The organism is Micromonospora sp. NPDC048830 (assembly GCF_043198215.1).
Taxonomy (GTDB): domain Bacteria; phylum Actinomycetota; class Actinomycetes; order Mycobacteriales; family Micromonosporaceae; genus Micromonospora.
The window spans coordinates 105,911-123,532 of sequence record NZ_JBICUP010000009.1 but is presented as its reverse complement, the minus strand read 5'-3'; the positions used below and the strand labels follow the sequence as shown (position 1 = coordinate 123,532).

Here is a 17,622-nt window from a genome sequence, read left to right as displayed (position 1 = left end):
GGCGGAAGGGATGTTCACGGGGTGTGCCGGTGCCGGAGCGCCAGGCGCTCGATGAGTGCCAGGGACTGCACGAACACGATGCCGGCCGCCGCCGCGACGAGGACGGCCGCGTACAACTTCTCCGGCCCGTTCGAGTAGTAGTAGGCGAAGGTGAGGATCGCCCGGCCGATGCCCCGGCCGGTGCCTGCGGAAAGCTCGCCCACGATCGCACCCACCACGCTCGCGGTGGCCGCCAGCCGAAGCCCGGCGAACACGAAGGGCAGCGCCGCCGGGATCCGCAGCCACCCCAGCACCTGCCAACGGCCTGCGCCCACGCTGCGCATGAACTCCAGCTGGACCTTCGGCGGTGACTTCAGGCCCCGCAGGGTGTTGATGGTGACCGGGAAGAACGCGAGGTAGGCGGCGATGCCGGTCACCGCCATCCAGGGCGGTGCGCCAGCCTTCCCGCCCCAGATCACGATCATCGGCGCGATCGCCACCAGGGGAACCGTCTGCGACGCCACCAGCCAGGGCATCAGCCCCTTGCTGAGCGGCACCACGTGCAGGAAGAGGACCGCCAGCAGCAGGCCGAGCGACGAGCCCGCCACCAGACCGTAGAACGCCTCGCGGAGCGTCACACTGGTCTCGCCGAGGAGATAGCTGCCCAGGGACATCGGGTCGCTCCGCCGGGCCGGCTCGACCAGGGCGCCGAGGATCGACCAGACGTGCGGCATCGAAAGATCGTCGGTGGCGACCGGGAAGGCGATCCGGGTGCCGGGCACGACGTCACCGACGGCGCGTCCCAGCGCCTTGTACCCCTCCCAGAGGCCGGCGAGCACCGCCACGACCAGTACGGCCCCGACGACGTTCAGCACGCGTTTCCTCACGGCGGACAGGCGCCCGGATCGGCGCGGTGTCACTCGTTCGACCTGCCCGGCCGACCCGGCCGCGGGGGCCGAGGTGGTGGCGGTTCTTGTCGCGGTCATGCAGGCACTCTCCGAATCCCTCGGAAGCGTCGTCTGGCGTCGGATCCGCCGGTCACCCCCGCCGCGTCGGATCGCTCAGTGAACTGGTGGTTCACAATAGGAGCGTGACCGAGGCCACGTCAACGGTTTGGCGGGACATCGGCTCACCAGGTGGAGGCGGTCGCCGACCCGCGCCACCTGCGGATACCGCAATCCGGGCCAAGCTGCCGCCTCGGCAGGCAACAGGAGGCACCGCCACGACCCGGGCACAGCCTCCACCCGGGACCGAGGCGGCCGCGGCCGATGTCGTGCTCGTGGAGGGGGTCGCGGCTGGCGTCGCGCAGCCCGCGGGCGGCGGGTCAGCCGAACGGGGCGACCGCACGCCAGGCCGAGACAACCCCGACGACGAGAATCATCCGGAGCGCGCGGCGAGCCAGGTCATCGGACAGCTCGGCGCCCGGCCGCACCCGTCGATACCCGGCTCGGAGTGCTCACGAAACCGATCCGAACGCGTGGTGGGCCCAGTCGGCGAAGCTGGTCCAACCCACGTCGGGGTGGGCGGCATGCAGCGCGGCGATGTCGACCTGGTAACCCGGCCCGTTCAAGAACGCCCACATCGCGTGCATGTCCGGATTGCCGATCTCGGCCAGCGGCACCCCCTCATGGCGCACTTCCCGCCCCAGCGCCGCGCTCAACGCGGCCGCCATCTGGTCGGGGGTGGGGGCATCGCTGGCCAGCTCGATACGCCGCCCGACGTAGGGAGCGGGATCGAGAAGCACCTGCGCGGCGAAGGCGCCAAGGTCGGCGCGGGCAAGCTGCTGCAGCGGCCGATCCGCCGGCAGCGGCAGATCGAGCACCCCACCGCGAATACGGTCCGCCCCACCGAGGGCGTTGTCGAAGAAGTACGTCGGCCCCAAGATCGTGTACGGGACGTCACCAGCAACCAGCTCGGTTTCGATGCGCGCCTTGCTGTCGAAGTGCGGCACACCGCTTCCCTGATCGGCGCCGGCCACCGAACTGAACACCAGATGCGGCACCCGGGCTTCACCGGCGGCTGCCAAGATCGCCCGCCCCTGGGCCACCTCGGCATCCACGCCCGCCTCGAACGGAGTCGTGAGCGCGAAGGCAGCCCCCGCGCCCGCCATCGCCGCGGCCAGCGAGCTTCGATCATCCAGCGATCCCGCGACCACCTCGACACCCCGGTCGGCCAACCGGCGAGCCGACCCCCGCTTCGGGTCGCGCACCAGCGCCCGCACCCGAGCCCCGCGGCCCAACAACGCCTCGGTGACGGCGCTGCCCTGACCGCCGGTCGCCCCGAGCACCAAGACCGGCGCATCGGCCATCACAGACACCTCTTCCCGGCGAGCGAACGCGGCGACCGATCGTCGCCGCGCACCACACTATCCGCCCGCCTCTGCTGTCAACCGTTACCTATCAGTGCGCTCTGGTGAGCATGTGATTGGTAGTCCCGCCTTGCGGTGGGACGGTCCCGGTCTGACCCGCTGTGGCGGTGCCGGGTTGACGTTTCACGGCCACCTGCCCCGCGAGCGGGGTCTCACGGTCGGCTCCACGTCCGTTTAACGGCTCCCGGCCACTCCGGGCGTCGACAGCCTCACCCGCGAGCGCGGCGAGGTTGCGTGCGGCGTTCAGATCCCGGTCCAGAACCAGGCCGCAGGTGGCGCAGGTGTAGGTACGCTCGGCCAGGGCCAGCTTGGTTCTCACCGTGCCACAGCCCGAGCAGGTCTTCGAGGACGGATACCAGCGGTCGGCCACGATCAGCCGACCCCCGTTCCATCCGGCCTTGTAAGTGAGTTGTCGGCGCAGTTCGGCGAACCCGGCGTCGGCGATGTGCCGGGCCAGACGCCGGTTGGTCAGCATCCCGGACACATTCAGGTCCTCGACCACGATCGTGCCGTGCTCACGGGCCAGCCGGGTGGTGAGCTTGTGCAGCCCGTCGCGGCGCAGGTTCGCCACCCGGGCGTGCGCGCGGCCGAGTCGGGCCCGCGCTCGTTGCCACCGCTTCGACGGCCGTGCTCCGGCGCGCCGGTCCGGGCCTGCCGTGCGGGACAGGCCACGACCCAGCCTGCGCAGGACCCGCTGCGCACGGTGCAGGTGGCGCGGGTTCGGCACACACTCACCGGTGGACAACACCGCGAGATGCGTGATCCCGACGTCAACGCCAACCACTGACCCGGGCTGGGCGGGTCGCCGATCGGTCCGGTCGATCTGCACGGTGAACGCCACGTGCCACCGTCCGCCGTCGCGCCGGACGGTCGCGGACATGATCCGGGCGGTGCCGGCCTCCACGCGGCGGGCGAGTTTGCGAGCCGACTCGTGCAGCTTCAGACGACCGAGCCGCGGCAACACGACGTGTCTACGGTCCGGTGCGATGCGGATGGCGCCGGTGGTGAACCGCACGGACGGTGTCGTCCGGCGACGAGCCTTGAACCGCGGGAAACCGACCGATCGTCCGGCCCGCTTCCCGGTTCGGGAACCGGCCCAGTTGTTCAACCCGCGGGCGAGGGCGTCCAGACCGGTGTTGAACGCTTCCTTCGAGCATTCCGTCCACCACGGCGCCACGTCGGCTTTCGCCGTGTTCCACGCCCGGCGCAGCGCCGGAAGCGACCACGACACCGTCGGGGTCAGCTGGTCATCGGGCACACCGTAGGTGCGCTCGGCGGCCCGCTGGTCCATGACCGCCTTCACCCGGGCAAGCGCCCAGTTGTAGGCGACACGAGCCGCTCCCGCATGCGCGAGAACCATCCGCTCCTGCCCGGCAGTTAAGGTCCAACGCGAACCGGTACGCCTGAACCGTCCTCACGACACGTCACCCGCAGCGGCGGCCTCGACCGCCCGGCGGACACCAGCAGATCCTGCCCCGTCACCCACCCAATGACGCAGGCGACCCGACGGCGCAGATCGGCGCGCTGACCCCCCACCAGACACCGACAAAGACGACAAACTACCCAACCCTCACGGCCGAACCCAGCAACTCACCGACCATGTTGGACCACCCGACCCGACAAGCCGGCCGCATACCGACGCCGAACGGCGACACACGAAACGCCCTCCGACGCCGCCCATTCCCTCACGCCAACAGACAACCACAGCATGCCCAAGAGAGCTAAAGCTGCCTCCCCCGACGGCCGGATCATGCGGGCCGTGGTTTCTTGCGCGTGTCGATGGTGTTGTAGGGGACGGCGGCGGTCTCGGTCATGAACTGCAGCAGTGTCTGGGCGGGGAGCGGCAGGCGGCGTTGCCGTGGCCACCACACCCGGACGTCACGAACGGCGTCGGGATGGTCGATGTCGCGGACATGCAGGTTGTCGGTGCGGGACACGTCCATGGCCAGCTGGGTGGTGACCCCGACACCGAGGCCGGCGCCGACCAGCGCGACGAGTGACTGGGGGTTGCTCACCTGGTACGCCAGCGGGGGCGGTTGCTGGAGCGAGAACCAGAGCGGGTGGGTCTGCAGGCTGTCCGTGTCGTATCGGCCGGTCATGATGAGCGGATGCTTGAGCAGGTGGGCGGGGGCTAGCGGCTCGTCGGATCTGGCCAGTGGGTGGTGCGCGGGCGTGACCACCTTGAACCTCTCCCGCCACATGGGATGGCTGCGAAAGACCGTCTCCGACAGTGGCGGCGTGGTCTGGCGGAGGAACAGCTGGACATCGCCGTGGATCGCCGCGTCGTGCAGGTGGGCGCCGCCCAGCTCGACGAGCCGCACCCGGATCAGCGGATACACCGCCCGGAAGGCCTTCAATAGCTCGGGGACGTAGCCGGCCGTCGCACTCGGGTAGGTGCCCAGGCGTACCTCCCCCCGTCTGCGCCCGACCGACTCGCTGACGTTGCCTCGTGCCGACTCGATCTCCCCGAGGATCGCGTGGGCGTGGACCAGCAGAGCGCGACCACGGTCGGTGAGGCCGATGGGGCGACGATCACGGTCGAACAGGGCCACGCCGAACTCCTTCTCGAGGGCGGCGATCTGGGCGCTCACGGTGGGCTGGGACACGCCCAGCTCGGCGGCGGCCGCGGCGAAACCGCGCCGGTCCGCCACGGCCACGAACGTCTCCAGCCAGCGAGTCTCCACCCGCGTCCCTTCCGTGCGGTTGTTGCATCAGGATTTCCTATAGAGGAAATCAATGTTACTGGCGATTGCTATTCAGCCTGGCCAGGGCCCCCTTACGTTGGCCCCGATCGACGAGCGCGCCAAGGCGCTCGCGGAGCCGACGAGGACCAATCTGCATGCCTGTCATCACCCGGATCGAGGTCGCCACCGCCGTTGTGCCCCTACCACGGGTCACGGGCATCGCGCGACGGACGATCACCAATCGTGAGTACACGCTCGTCCGGATCACCGCCGACGACGACGTGACCGGAATCGGCTTCTGCTACCCGGGACACAGCGGGGCCAACATCGCCACGCTGGCGGTGCGCGACCTGCTGGCCCCCGTCCTGCTCGGCCGGGACGCCGATCTCATCGAGGGCGCCTGGCAGGCGATGTACCAGGAGGCGCTGCTCCACGGCCGGGTGGGCTCGGTCGTCCGCGGCCTGTCCGCCCTCGACATCGCGCTCTGGGACCGCAGCGCCCGCGCTGCCGCCATGCCGCTGCACAAGTACCTGGGTGGCCACTCCGACGAGGTCCCGGCGTACGCCTCCGGCGGCTACTACCTCGATGGGAAGGGTGTCGACGGGCTCGCGGCCGAGCTGCAGGGCTACCAGGACCTCGGCTTCTCCGCCTTCAAGATCAAGGTCGGGCGGGTCGGTGTCGAGGAGGACCGGGCTCGTATCGCCGCGGCACGAGAGGTGATCGGCACCGAGGGGGTGCTGATGCTCGACGCCAACAACGCGTGGAGCGACCTGCCGAGTGCCGTTCGCGCGCTGCGTCGCTGGGAGGAGTTCGACCCCTACTTCATCGAGGAGCCGTTCGGGCCCGACGACATCGAGAACCACGCGCGGCTGGCGAAGGCGACGCCGATCACGGTCGCCACCGGCGAGATCGAGGCCGGACGCTGGCGGGCGAAGAGCCTGCTGGACGCCGAGGCCGCGGTGATCCTCCAGTGCGACGCCGCCGTCTGTGGCGGCCTGAGCGAGCTTCGGAAGATCGCCGACCTGGCCAGCGCCTACGGGGCGTCGCTCGCCCCGCACTGGTTCCACGACCTGCACGCGCCGATGGTGGGCGCGTTTCCGGCCGCGATCTTCGTCGAGTACTTCGTCGGCAACGACATCCACAACATCAACGCGCTCCTCGACCGTCAGCTCGACGTCGCCGGGGGTGTCATCCGGCTGCACCAGACGCCGGGGCTGGGGTTCGGCTTCTCCGAGGAGGCCCTCGACCGCTACCTGATCGGCCCGTGGGAGGTCGTGGAGAAATGAGCGACACCCGCACCCTGACCCTGCGCAACCTCGTGAACGGGACGTACGTCGACGGCGCGGCCGGCACGGACGTGTCGACGAACCCGGCGGATTCCTCCGACGTCGTCGCGGTCGTGCCCCGGATGTCCGCCGCCGAGGCCCGCTCGGCCGTCGACGCCGCCGCGGCGGCCTTGCCGGCCTGGCGGGACACGCCGAGCGTGCTGCGCGGCAAGTACCTGTTCGCCGTTGCCGCGCTCATCCGGGAGAGAGCCGACCAGTTCCGGGACACGATCTGCCGGGAGATGGGCAAGACCACCGCCGAAGCGACGATCGAGGTCGAGCGCAGTGCCGAACTGGTGGAGTTCTTCGCCGGCGTCGGTCGTCTCCCGCACGGCGACGTCGTGCCGGACCGCCGCCCCGGTGTCGTGACCACGACACGACACGAGCCCATTGGTGTCGTCCTCGCCATCACCCCGTGGAACGACCCGCTGATGGTGCCGGTCCGCAAGGCCGCACCCGCGCTGATCCAGGGCAACACCGTGGTCCTGAAGCCCAGCCCGGACACGCCCGCCGTGGCGTTGCTCCTCGCCCGGGTGATGAACGACGCCGGGCTGCCAGCGGGGACCTTCAACACGGTCACCGGCGACGTCACGGAGGTCGGCGACACGCTGGTCCGCGACCCGCGGATCGCGGGGATCACCTTCACCGGCTCCACCGCGACCGGCCGCCACCTCGGCCGGGCGATCGCTGGCACCGGCACCCGTCTGCAGACGGAGATGGGCGGCAAGAACGCGGCGGTGATCATGGCCGACGCCGATGTCACCCGGGCGCTTGAGGTACTGCTGCCGTCGATCTTCGGCCAGACCGGTCAGCGGTGCACCGCGGTGAGCCGTCTCCTCGTCCATCGGGACCGCTACGACGAGGTCGTGGAGCAGATCGTCGCGCGTGCCGGCGCGATCGCCGTCGGACCGGCCGCCGACGCGGCGACGACCATGGGCCCGGTGGTGAACCAGCGCCAACTCGACAAGGTGCTCGCCCTGATCGGCACTGCCCGCGAGCAGGGCGCGGTCATCGCTGCCGGCGGAGCGCGACTCAGCGACGGCGCCGCGGCCCGCGGCTGCTTCGTCAGGCCGACCGTCGTCACCGGTGTCACCCCCGACATGCGGATCTGGACCGACGAGGTGTTCGGCCCGGTCGTCGCGGTCATGCCGTTCAGCGACCTGCCCGAGGCGATCGGCATCGCCAACGAGACGACCTACGGACTGGCGTCGGGCATCTTCACCAACGACCTGGCCGCGGCGGAGGCGTTCGTCCGCGGCATGGAGACCGGCCAGGTCGTCGTCAATCTCGCGCCCAGCGGCTGGGACGTGCACCAGGCGTTCGGCGGGTTCAAGGAGTCCGGTTCCGCGTTCAAGGAGCACGGCCTGGACGGACTCGCCTTCTACACCCGGGTCAAGACCGTCGCAGTGGCGGCCACCCTCTGAGAATCGGAGTCACCCGATGAGCACGTTGTACATGCTTGCCTTCGACCACCGCGCCTCGCTGACGAAGATGTTCGGCGAGCACGGGGGCACCTACCAGGGGCGGCCGGTCGACTACTCCGCGCTCAAGCGCGTCATCTGGGAGTCGTTGCCGCTCGCGATCGCCGCACGCGGGCTGCAGCGGTCGACCCTCGGCGTCCTCGTCGACGAGGAGTACGGCGCCGACATCGCCCGGGAGGTCACCGGACAGGGGCTCGTACTGGCCATGCCGGCCGAGCGCAGCCTGCAACGGGTCTTCGAGCTCGAGTACGGCGACCAGTTCGACGTACACATCGAGGCGTTCGACCCCGACCACGTGAAGGTGCTCGCCATCGCCGACGAGACGCTGCCGGCCGACCTCCTGGCCGTCTCGATGTCCCGGCTCCGGGAGCTCTCGGAGTGGGTGTCCCCGCGGCGTCAGCGGCTGATGCTGGAGCTTCTCGTGCTCCCGTCCGTCGAGCAGTTGGAGGCGGTCGGCGGCGACCGGGAGCGGTTCGACGCCGAGCTGCGCCCGCAGATCATGGTGGACACGATCCGCGCCTACCAGCAGGCTGGCATCGAAGCGGACATCTGGAAGGTCGAGGGCCTCGCCACCGTCGACCAGTACCAGGCGGTTGCCGCCCAGGCGCGGGCGGACGGCCGCGACGACGTCGAGTGCATCGTTCTCGGCCGTGGCGCCGACGACGCACAGATCCTGCGCTGGCTGCGCGCGGCCGGACAGGCCGACGGCTTCACCGGCTTCGCGATCGGCCGCAGCACGTGGGCGCCGAGCCTGGAGGGGCTGATGACCGGCCGCCTCGACCCGGAGCAGGCCCGCGCGGAGATCGCCGACCGGTTCGTGTCGTACGTGAACGCCTTCGAGGGCAGGGCCGGGGACCTCCCATGACCGGAGCGGCCGACGAGTTCTATCTCGGCGTCGACGTCGGCACGACGTACACGAAGATCCAGATCGTGGACGCCGACGGGAACGCCGTCGCGCTGAGCTCTCGGGCCACCCCCTGGGAGGGTGCGGCGGGAGCCACGCTCCTCGCCCCGGACCGGCTGCTCGACGAGGTACTCCAGCACCTCGAGGCGTTGCTCGACGACCACCCGGTGGGCCGGGTGGTCGGCATCGGGCTCACCGGGTTCGGCGAGACCGGCGTGCCGCTGGGCGCGCGGGGCGACGTCCTGGCACCTGGCCTGCCCTGGTACGACGTGCACGGCGCCAACCAGCTCGACCGGCTCGCCGTCACGCTCGGCCTGGAGGCGTTCACCGGCAGCAGCGGCCTGCCCGTGAACCTCAAGCCGTCGCTGTTCAAGTTCGCCTGGCTGGCCGAGCGGTACGCCCCGCTGTCGCAGTGGGTCCGGTGGCTCAGCATCCAGGAGTGGCTTGCGTTCCGGTTGACCGGGGCGCTCGCCGGCGAGGCGTCACTGGCCAGCCGCACCGGACTCCTCGACGTCGTCTCCGGCCGGCAGTCGGAGGAGACCAGCGCCTGGGCGGGCGTGCCGCCGACCCTGCTGCCCGACCGGGTGGGGGCCGGCACCTCGCTCGGCCCGGTGACGACCGGGCCGGCCAGGATCCGCGGCGCGCACGTCACCATCGCCGGCCTCGACCACCTCGTGGCCGCGGTCGGGCTGGGCGCCCTCGACGACGCCGATCTCGTCGACTCGTGCGGCACCGGCGAGGCGATCATCCGGCACCTTCCCGAGCGCCCGTGGAACGCGCTCAACCTGGTGGATGCGGTGAACCGCGGGCTGTCCGTCGGTCGGGACGTGTTTCCCGGCCGGCTGCAGGCCATGGCCAGCGTGCGCAGCGGGATCGGCATGGGGCGGTTCCTGAAGCTCATGGGAATCCAGCGCGACGAGCTGCCGGCGCTGGACGAGGCGGCGCTCGCCGTGGTTCCCCGGGCCGACGGACCCCGCGTCTCGAACGTCTGGCTCGACCAGGCTCAGCTCACCAACATCGACTACGAACCGGACCGGGCCGAGGTGTGGCGAGCCGTCATCGAGGCGGTGCAGGAACGCGCCGCCTACCTGGTCCACCAACTCGACGTCGTGGCCGGGATCCCCGCCCGCCGACGCATCATGACCGGTGGCGGGCTGACCAGCCACGCGGTCCGCGAGATCAAGCGCCGCTATCTCGGCGACTACGAACTGCCGGACATCTCCGAGGCCACGAGCCTCGGTGCCGCGCACTTCGCCCGGATGGCCGCCGGTGCCATCCCCCCGATCCGGATCACCGGATCACCAACCGACCCGGCAGTCGACAACGCCTCCCACCACCACCGTGCGCCCGTCGACCCTGCCGATCACCTCGCCAGCGTTCCTGGCGGCAGAGAAGATCAGAGGTAAGGCATGCGACACCACCGACTCGGCGCCGGCGTCTGCGCCGTGACCGCACTCGCCCTCCTCGCTGGCTGCGGCGATTCCGCCGGTACCGACAGCGACGGCCCGGAAACCATCACCTTCGCCGCGTCGATGCTCGGCGAGCCGAAGCGGGGCCCGGAACTGACGGCTCTGCTGGAGAAGTTCAACGCCAGTCAGGACGACTACGTCGTCAAACCGGTCTCCATCCCGTTCGCGTCCTTCGGCACGACCATCTTCACCCAGCTCGGCCAGGGCAAGGGCCCCGACGTCATCGCGTTCGACCAGATGAACATCTACGAGGCCGCCGATGCGAAACTGATCCGTCCGCTGGACGATGTCGTGAAGGACGTCGACCTCACCGCGGCCGCCGAGTCTCTCGTCATGGACGACCACCAGTGGGGCGTCCCGCTCGACGTCTCCAACTACGCGCTCATCTACAACCCCGACCTCGTCCCGAAGCCGCCGGCGACGTTCGAGGAGTTCGTCCGGGTCGCCCACGAACAGACGGTGGACGGCCGGTTCGGCTTCGCGTTCCGGACCACCCAGGCCGAGGAGGCCGGTGTCTGGTACGACCTGAGCAACTTCGTCTACGGCGCGGGCGGCGCGTGGAGCGACGACGCCGGCAACCCCACGATCAACAGCCCGCAGACGGTCGCCGGTGTCAAGGCGTACGCCGACGTCTACCAGGCCGGCGTCATCCCGAAGGGCTCGACCGCCGCCGACTACCGCCGCATGTTCGCCTCGGGCAAGATCGCCATGATGATCGACAACGGCGGGATCCCCACCGTTCTTCGTGGCACCAACCCCGACATCCCGATCGCCGCAGCGCCCGCACCGTTCCCGACGCAGACCATCGGCCAGGTGATGGCCGCCATCGGCATCAACGCCAACACCAAGCACGCCAAGGCGGCCGAGGCGTTCGTCCGCTGGTTCCTCGGTAAGGAAGCGCAGACGACCGTCCAGGGCTTCCTCGGCGGAAGCCTCGTCGCCACCCCCGTGGAACGGACCACGGAGGAGCTCACCAAGTCGCCGTTCGTCAAGGTGTTCGACGCGCAGAGCGACCACGCGCGTTCGTTCATCCCGACCGGGCTCGAAGTCGAGACGCCGCGGATCCGCTCCGCGGTGGTGCAAGCGGTGCTCAACGCGCTGCAGACCGGCGGCGACATCCAGCAGGCCCTCGACGGAGCGCAGGAGAAGGCCAAACAACTCGCCGGCAGGTAGCCGCCCACGGGAGTGGGGGCCGGCGCCGTGCCGCCCCCACTCCCCGCCCCCGTCCCGCCGGTACATCCCCCCGGGCGTACGCCCGTCCCCCGACGAAACGAGCCACACATGTCCGTACTCGACGCGACATCGACGCGCGGCCGCCAGCGTGTCGGCGGGCCGAAACCGGCACCGCGACGACGGGCGGGCGAGCGCCTGCTGCCCTACCTCCTCGCGGCGCCGGCCGTCTGCTACCTCGTGGCGTTCCAGGGCATCCCGTTCCTTCAGCAGGTCGTGCTGAGCTTCTCCGACACGAGCCTGCTCAACCCCACGAGCATCGACCTGATCGGCCTGGACAACTACCGCGACGTCCTCGCCGATCCCGGATTCCTCGGCGCCGTTCGCGTGACGATCGTGTACGTCATCGCCTGCGTCGCCGGAACGATGCTCCTCGGACTCGGCACGGCGCTCCTGATGAACCGCAACTTCAAGGGCCGCGGCATCGCGCGATCGCTGCTGATCATCCCCTGGGCGGCGCCGGCCGTCGCCGTCGCGCTCATCATGGCGTGGATCTTCAACCCCCAGTACGGCGTGGTGAACGACGCCCTCGGCGGCGTCGGCCTCGCGCCCACCGACGGGCAGTGGCTCGACAGCACCTCCCGAGCCCTGGGCACGATCCTCTGCATCACGATCTGGCAGTTGTTCCCCTTCACCGCCGTGATCATCCTCGCCGCGCTGCAGGCCGTTCCCGACGAACTCCACGAGGCGGCGCTGCTCGACGGAGCCACCTGGACGCAACGCTTCCGGGCCGTCACCTGGCCGGTCATCCGGCCCACGATCTCGATCCTGGCGCTGCTCATGACCATCTGGTCGATCCGCCGCTTCGAGTTGATCTGGCTGATGACCCAGGGTGGACCGGCCGGGAGCACCAACACCCTGGTCATCGACCTGTACCGGCGGGGATTCGTCGAGCGTGAGCTCGGGCATGCGGCCGCCGTCGGGTTCGTCGGGGTCGTCATCTCACTGGCGATCACCGTCATCTTCTTCGTCGTCACCAACCGAGCAGAGAAGTCGGCCTAGCCATGCGTCATGGACTCAAGTACCGAATGGGGCTGACCGGGGCCGTCACGGTCGTGCTCGCCCTCGTCGGTCTCGCCGTGTTCCCGTTCTACTGGATGCTCATCACCGCCACCCGTACCGACGACGAACTGTTCGGCGATCGACCACCCCTGTTGCCCGACCCGTCCGGGCTGGGCACGTTCGCCGACGTGTTCAGTGACACGACCATCGTCGACTGGCTCACCAACAGCGCCCTGATCGCCGCTGGGACGACGGTCCTGACGATGGCACTGGCCGTGCCGATCGCCTACGCCATGTCACGGTTCGACTTCCGTGGCAAGGTGCTCGTCGGCATCGGGCTCCTCGTGACCCAGATGCTTCCCGAGGCGGTGCTCGTCGTGCCGCTGTTGTCGGTGTTCAAGACGCTCCATCTGCTGGACAGCCGCAGTGGGCTCGTACTGGGCAACACCGCCTTCGTGCTGCCGGTCGTGACCTGGATCCTCAAGAGCGCCATCGACACCGTGCCACGCGACCTCGACAACGCGGCCAAGATCGACGGCTGCTCACCGGTCAGCATCCTGTGGCGAGTGATCGTTCCCATCGTCGCGCCCACCATGGCAGCCGGGTCCGTCATCGCGTTCTTCCACGGGTGGAACGAGTACATCTTCGCGGTGAGCTTCCTTACCGACCCCGGGCTCCAGCCGATGTCCGTGGGCCTCGCCGGATTCATCGGGGAGATCAGCACACCGGTCCAGACCGTCATGTCCGTCGGAATGATCTACACGCTGCCCGCCGTGGCGCTCTACCTGCTCATGCAGCGCTACATCGTGTCGGGCATGGCCGCCGGAAGCGTCAAGGGATGACGGCGACGACCCATACCGCCGCCGACGGGTGAGCCAACCCGGCCGATGGGCCGCGCGACGAGGGCTTCGCGCAGTGGCTCGTCGACACCGACAAGGTGGTCCTCTCCTCCACTCTCGGCGAGGCCCCGTGGGAGCGGACGACGGTCGTTGACAAGCCGACCACCGAGGTGGTCGCGGACCTCAGGGCGACCGAGGGCGGCGACATTCTCGTGCTCTCCAGCGCGAGCGTCATCAAGGCGCTGCTGGCGGCCGACGAGGTCGACCGGCTGGCGCTCACGATCTTCCCGGTCTTCCTCGGCGGCGGGCCGCGCCTCTTCGACGACGGCCTGCCCTCGGGGCAGTGGGCGCTCGCCAGCCAGGCCGCCGGCGAGCGTGGCACGTTGGCTCTCGTCTACGACCGCGTCCGCTGAGCCAAGGCTGCCGGCGCACGAAGGTGGGGTCCATTCATCCGGCTGGTGCCCGGGCCACGATCGACAGGCGGCCCTGCTGCTCCAGCACCGCGAAGTCGATCCCACCCGGGTCGGTCACCCCGTGCCCGCGCAGCAGCGCGTCGAGATCGGCACGGGTCAGGCCGGCCACGCGTAACTGGTCCTCCAGGACCTGGCCGTGCGCCACCAGGAGCAGGGGTGCGTGGTCGACCAGGCGACGGCCCAGCCGGGTGAACCGGACCCGGGTGAGCACGGCGTGGGCGAGGAGGATCGCCAGCAGGGTGACCATACCGGCCAGGTAGCTGGCGTCCGGCGCGCTGGGCAGCCGGCCGACGATGGCGCCGACCGCGACGGCGGCCACGAAGTCGTACGGAGAGACGTCGCCCACGGTGCGGCGGCGGCTGATCCGGAAACCGGCCACGGCGGTGACGTAGAGCAGCACCGCCTTGAGCCCAACCCAGACCAGCTCGGGCGGGTGCCCGATCAGCGCCCTCACGGCCGCCCGCTCGGTCCGGCGGGCTCGTCCGCCGGTGGCGACCCGGGTTCGGCCGGGTCCGGCGGGGGCGGCCCCCGACGGCCGCCGCGCCGCCGGTGGTCGAGGAGGAGGCCGACCAGAAGCGATCCGGCGGCGGCGGCGCGACCCCAGCGGCGCAGTGCGGTGCGGACCCGGCCGGGCGGCGGGGGCGGCGGCGGGCCGGGCACCACCGCCCGGTCCACGCCCGGGTACGCGAGCCGGGCTGCCCCGACCGCCTCCTCCCGCGACGTGACCGCCCGGTTGCTGGTGAGAGTCACCTGCCCGGTGTCGTCCCGGTAGCGCCACCGCCACAGCGCACCCTCCGGCCACAGCTCGACCTGCCCCGGTCGGTGCAGGTCGGGGACCTCGGGTTCGTCCTCGCGGGCCGGGCGCCGGGGCGCGGGGCGGGTCGCCCGGCGCAGGTCGGCGCGGGTGAGCTCACCGAGCGAGGATGCCTCCCCGCGGCGCAGCGCCCGCGCGACGAGGAAGGCGAGGACACCGGCCAGGACCGGCAGGACGAGCACCAGGATCCGGAACACTGTGAGCAGGTCGTAGACCGGCACGCGGAGGAGCCGGGCGAGGATGTCGTCACCCGCGGCCACGACGAGCAGACCGTAGAAGGTCAGGGCGCACACGCCGATGCCGATCCGGGCCGGGTGGTCCCGGGGCCGGTCGAGCAGTTGGTGCAGCTGGCGGTCGCCTGTGCGCCACCGTTCGAGGAACGGCCACAGGTAGAGGAGGAGGAAGGTCAGCCCGCCGAGGACGACGCCGGGGAAGAACGGCGCCGGCACCAGGTACCCGCCGATGCGGAACTCCCACGGCGGGAACAGGCGCAGCGCGCCGTCGCCCCAGGCGACGTACCAGTCCGGCTGGGCCGGTGAGGTCGACTGTGCGGGCTCGAACGGGCCGTACAGCCAGACCGGGTTGATCTGGACCAGGCCGCCGAGGGCGAACAGCACCGCCAGGATCCAGGAGAAGAGGGCGAGGGTACGCAGGGTGTAGCTCGGCCACAGCCGGGATCCGACCACGTTGTGCTCGGTCCGGCCCGGGCCCGGGAACTGGGTGTGCTTCTGCCGAACCACGGCACCCAGGTGCAGCGAGATGAGAGCGACGAGGACGGCCGGTACGAGCAGCACATGGGTGACGAACATCCGAGGAATCATCTCGTCGGACGGGAACTCGCCACCCAGGGCCAGTGCGACCAGCCACGTACCGACCACGGGGATGGACTCCACCACGGAGGTGATGATCCGCAGGCCCAGCCCGGACACGAGATCGTCGGGCATCGAGTAGCCGGTGAAGCCGTTCGCCAGGGCGAGGGCGAGCATGGTCACGCCGATCAGCCAGTTGAGTTCGCGCGGCTTGCGGAAGGCCCCGGTGAAGAAGATCCGGGCCAGGTGGAGCGTGATCGCCGCGACGAAGGCCAGCGCCGCCCAGTGGTGGGTCTGCCGGATCAGCAGGCCGGCCCGGACGTCCCAGCTCAGCCGCACGGTGGAGGCGTACGCGGCGGAGGTGGTCGCGCCGTCCAGGGGAGCGTAGGAGCCGTGGTAGACCCGGTCGGCGGAGCTGGCGTCGAAGAAGAAGGTGAGGTAGACCCCGGTGAGGATCAGCGTGACGAACGAGTAGAGCGCGATCTCGCCCAGCATGAACGACCAGTGGTCCGGAAAGACCTTCGCCAGCGCCCGGCGGGTGATGGGCGAGAGCCGGAACCGGTCGTCCAGCGCGCGGGCCAGGCTGCCGAGAATCATGGCCGGCTCCAGAAGCCGGCGCCGGGCGGCGAGGTGAAGTCGCCGGTCGCCCGGAGGTAGCCGTCGGAGCCCACCTCGACCGGCAGTCCCGGCAGCGGCCGGGCCGCGGGGCCCGCGACCGGCCGGGCACCCGCCAGCAGGTCGAACGACGACTGGTGGCAGGGGCAGAGCACCCGGCCGGTGCCCTTCAGGTAGAGCCGTACCGGACAGCCTGCGTGGGTGCAAAGCAGCGACCAGACGGCCAGTCCGCCGAGGTGCCCGCCAGCGGGCTGGCGGATGAAGCGCCCGGGGTCGAGACGGACCGCGAACGCGGGGGCGTCCCCGACGTCGACGCCGCCCTCGGGGAAGACCCCGACGAGCGTCTCGGCGGGCACGTCCTCCGGGCGCAACGGTCGTCCCTCGCTGTCGACCAGCCGGACGCCGGGCCCCCACGGGGTGTCCTTCAGCGACCGCGCCGGGCGTTGCCGGCCCGACGGGAGCAGGGAACGCAGCGGGAACAGCGCGGCGACGCCGAGGGCGGTCAGCGCGAAGCCGAGCGCCGCGAGCAGCCCCCACCGGCGCGTGGGGCTGTCCGGCGCGTGGAGCACGGCTGCCGTCATCGCCTGCTCGGCCGGGGGCGGGGTGAAGCCCTCGTGCTCCTCGACGTAACCGCCGACCCGGACCAGCCGCCGGGACCAGACCGCGAGCCCCACCGCCAAACCGGCGAAGGCGACCGCCAGGCACACCCCCTCCCACTGGGTTCCGCCGTCCAGCCCGTACGTGACCGCGAAGCCGATCGCCCCGGCGGCGCTCACCAGGAACGCGCCGGTGATCCGGCGGCTCGCGGCCCGCTCGGCCTTCGGCTGAGTGCCGCCGCTCATCACTCACCCGCCCTTCGGCTCAGCCAGCGCACGGCGCCCACCAGCAGCCCGAGCACCACCACCCAGGCGACCAGCCCCTCGGCCAGCGGACCCAGCCGGCCGAGCGGGTTGCCGCCCCGGTCCAGCCGCTCGCCGCGCAGCTCCCGGACGTAGCCGGTCAGGTCGTCGACCTGCCGGTCGGTCAGCACCTGGCTGGGAAAGGCCGGCATCAGTCCCGGCCCGACGCGGACGGCCTCGGCGACCTGGGTGGGCGAGGCGTCGTACAGCGGCGGCGCGATCCAGCCGTTGGTGAGAGCGGCGCCCGAGCCGGTCGCCCCGTGGCAGGGCGCGCAGTTGGCGGCGAAGAGATCTCGGCCCGAGACGACGTCGCCGGGGCCGACCTGGGGGATCTGCGGGCCCCCGCCGCCGAAGCTGGCCACGTGGTCGACCAGCGCCGAGATCTCCTCGGGGGAGAAGACCGGCGGCCGGCGCGACGACTGTTGCACCTCCTGTGTCACGGGCATCCGGCCGGTGGAGAGCTGGAAGTCCACCGAGGCCGGGCCGACGCCGATCAACGACGGCCCGCGCTGCGACCCCTGCCCCTGCGGGCCGTGGCAGCTCGCGCACTGCTCCAGGTAGAGCCGGCTGCCCAGGTCGGCCGCGGGAGCGGTGGTCGCCGGGGTCGGCGCGGCCGGGCCGGGCGCGGACGCGAGCGCCACCGGTCCCGCGGCGAGCACCAGCACGACCCCCGCCGCGAGCGCCCGGCGTGGATGCGCCGCCGGCAACGTCACCGCTCGTCGTCGCCGCAT

Annotated in this window: 15 protein-coding genes and 1 pseudogene; 8 read left to right on the top strand and 8 right to left on the bottom strand. The window is 71.1% G+C overall.

Translation table 11 applies throughout. The features are described 5' to 3' along the window. Positions 1 to 14 precede the first annotated feature (14 nt). From ACGFIZ_RS11320 to ACGFIZ_RS11305, 4 genes are all read right to left on the bottom strand, one after another. Positions 15 to 854, bottom strand: a complete 840-nt coding sequence (locus ACGFIZ_RS11320; protein WP_393418157.1) for an ABC transporter permease — start codon at positions 852 to 854, stop codon at positions 15 to 17. A 581-nt stretch (positions 855 to 1,435) separates the two neighbouring features. After that, positions 1,436 to 2,287 carry an NmrA/HSCARG family protein gene (locus tag ACGFIZ_RS11315; protein WP_393418155.1) on the bottom strand — a complete coding sequence of 284 codons (852 nt, stop codon included), beginning with the start codon at positions 2,285 to 2,287 and terminating at the stop codon, positions 1,436 to 1,438. A 91-nt stretch (positions 2,288 to 2,378) separates the two neighbouring features. Then, complete coding sequence (gene tnpB / locus ACGFIZ_RS11310) at positions 2,379 to 3,707, bottom strand: IS607 family element RNA-guided endonuclease TnpB (RefSeq protein ID WP_393418153.1); 1,329 nt, start codon at positions 3,705 to 3,707, stop codon at positions 2,379 to 2,381. A gap of 388 nt (positions 3,708 to 4,095) precedes the next feature. Next, on the bottom strand, positions 4,096 to 5,031 hold the full coding sequence (locus ACGFIZ_RS11305; RefSeq protein WP_393418151.1) for a LysR family transcriptional regulator: 936 nt from the start codon (positions 5,029 to 5,031) through the stop codon (positions 4,096 to 4,098). A 155-nt stretch (positions 5,032 to 5,186) separates the two neighbouring features. Here ACGFIZ_RS11305 and ACGFIZ_RS11300 point away from each other — a divergent pair, with 155 nt between their 5' ends. The 8 genes and pseudogenes from ACGFIZ_RS11300 to ACGFIZ_RS11265 all read left to right on the top strand — a co-directional run bounded on the left by ACGFIZ_RS11300 (position 5,187) and on the right by ACGFIZ_RS11265 (position 13,694). Then, complete coding sequence (locus ACGFIZ_RS11300) at positions 5,187 to 6,317, top strand: mandelate racemase/muconate lactonizing enzyme family protein (RefSeq protein WP_393418149.1); 1,131 nt, start codon at positions 5,187 to 5,189, stop codon at positions 6,315 to 6,317. Beyond that, on the top strand, positions 6,314 to 7,780 hold the full coding sequence (locus tag ACGFIZ_RS11295; protein WP_393418147.1) for an aldehyde dehydrogenase family protein: 1,467 nt from the start codon (positions 6,314 to 6,316) through the stop codon (positions 7,778 to 7,780). The genes ACGFIZ_RS11300 and ACGFIZ_RS11295 overlap by 4 nt, the downstream gene beginning before the upstream one ends. Positions 7,781 to 7,793: 13 nt before the next feature. Next, a pseudogene (locus ACGFIZ_RS11290) lies at positions 7,794 to 8,702 on the top strand (2-deoxy-5-keto-D-gluconate 6-phosphate aldolase domain-containing protein); the annotation flags it as partial. Further along, positions 8,699 to 10,147 carry an L-fuculokinase gene (locus ACGFIZ_RS11285; protein ID WP_393418145.1) on the top strand — a complete coding sequence of 483 codons (1,449 nt, stop codon included), beginning with the start codon at positions 8,699 to 8,701 and terminating at the stop codon, positions 10,145 to 10,147. The pseudogene ACGFIZ_RS11290 and the gene ACGFIZ_RS11285, both read left to right, overlap by 4 nt. Positions 10,148 to 10,150: 3 nt before the next feature. Further along, positions 10,151 to 11,383: an ABC transporter substrate-binding protein gene (locus ACGFIZ_RS11280; protein ID WP_393418143.1), complete on the top strand. Its 1,233-nt coding sequence runs from the start codon at positions 10,151 to 10,153 to the stop codon at positions 11,381 to 11,383. Positions 11,384 to 11,491: 108 nt separating this feature from the next. Beyond that, the gene (locus ACGFIZ_RS11275) at positions 11,492 to 12,442 is read left to right on the top strand and encodes a carbohydrate ABC transporter permease (RefSeq protein WP_393418141.1); all 951 of its coding nucleotides are present in this window, start codon (positions 11,492 to 11,494) and stop codon (positions 12,440 to 12,442) included. Positions 12,443 to 12,444: 2 nt separating this feature from the next. Next, entirely contained in the window at positions 12,445 to 13,284 is an 840-nt protein-coding gene (locus ACGFIZ_RS11270; RefSeq protein WP_393418139.1) for a carbohydrate ABC transporter permease, read from the top strand. 95 nt (positions 13,285 to 13,379) lie between these two features. After that, complete coding sequence (locus ACGFIZ_RS11265) at positions 13,380 to 13,694, top strand: dihydrofolate reductase family protein (RefSeq protein WP_393418137.1); 315 nt, start codon at positions 13,380 to 13,382, stop codon at positions 13,692 to 13,694. 34 nt (positions 13,695 to 13,728) lie between these two features. Here ACGFIZ_RS11265 and ACGFIZ_RS11260 read toward each other — a convergent pair whose 3' ends face one another. The 4 genes from ACGFIZ_RS11260 to ACGFIZ_RS11245 are packed head-to-tail and all read right to left on the bottom strand — an operon-like array spanning position 13,729 to position 17,622. Beyond that, positions 13,729 to 14,208: a DUF421 domain-containing protein gene (locus ACGFIZ_RS11260; RefSeq protein WP_393418135.1), complete on the bottom strand. Its 480-nt coding sequence runs from the start codon at positions 14,206 to 14,208 to the stop codon at positions 13,729 to 13,731. Next, positions 14,205 to 15,974: a cytochrome bc complex cytochrome b subunit gene (locus ACGFIZ_RS11255; RefSeq protein WP_393418133.1), complete on the bottom strand. Its 1,770-nt coding sequence runs from the start codon at positions 15,972 to 15,974 to the stop codon at positions 14,205 to 14,207. Before ACGFIZ_RS11255 ends, ACGFIZ_RS11260 begins: the two co-directional genes overlap by 4 nt. After that, a complete protein-coding gene (locus tag ACGFIZ_RS11250; protein WP_393418131.1) occupies positions 15,971 to 16,834 on the bottom strand; it encodes a Rieske 2Fe-2S domain-containing protein in 864 nt (287 codons plus the stop codon). Before ACGFIZ_RS11250 ends, ACGFIZ_RS11255 begins: the two co-directional genes overlap by 4 nt. Continuing rightward, on the bottom strand, positions 16,834 to 17,622 hold the full coding sequence (locus ACGFIZ_RS11245) for a c-type cytochrome (protein ID WP_393418129.1): 789 nt from the start codon (positions 17,620 to 17,622) through the stop codon (positions 16,834 to 16,836). The genes ACGFIZ_RS11250 and ACGFIZ_RS11245 overlap by 1 nt, the downstream gene beginning before the upstream one ends.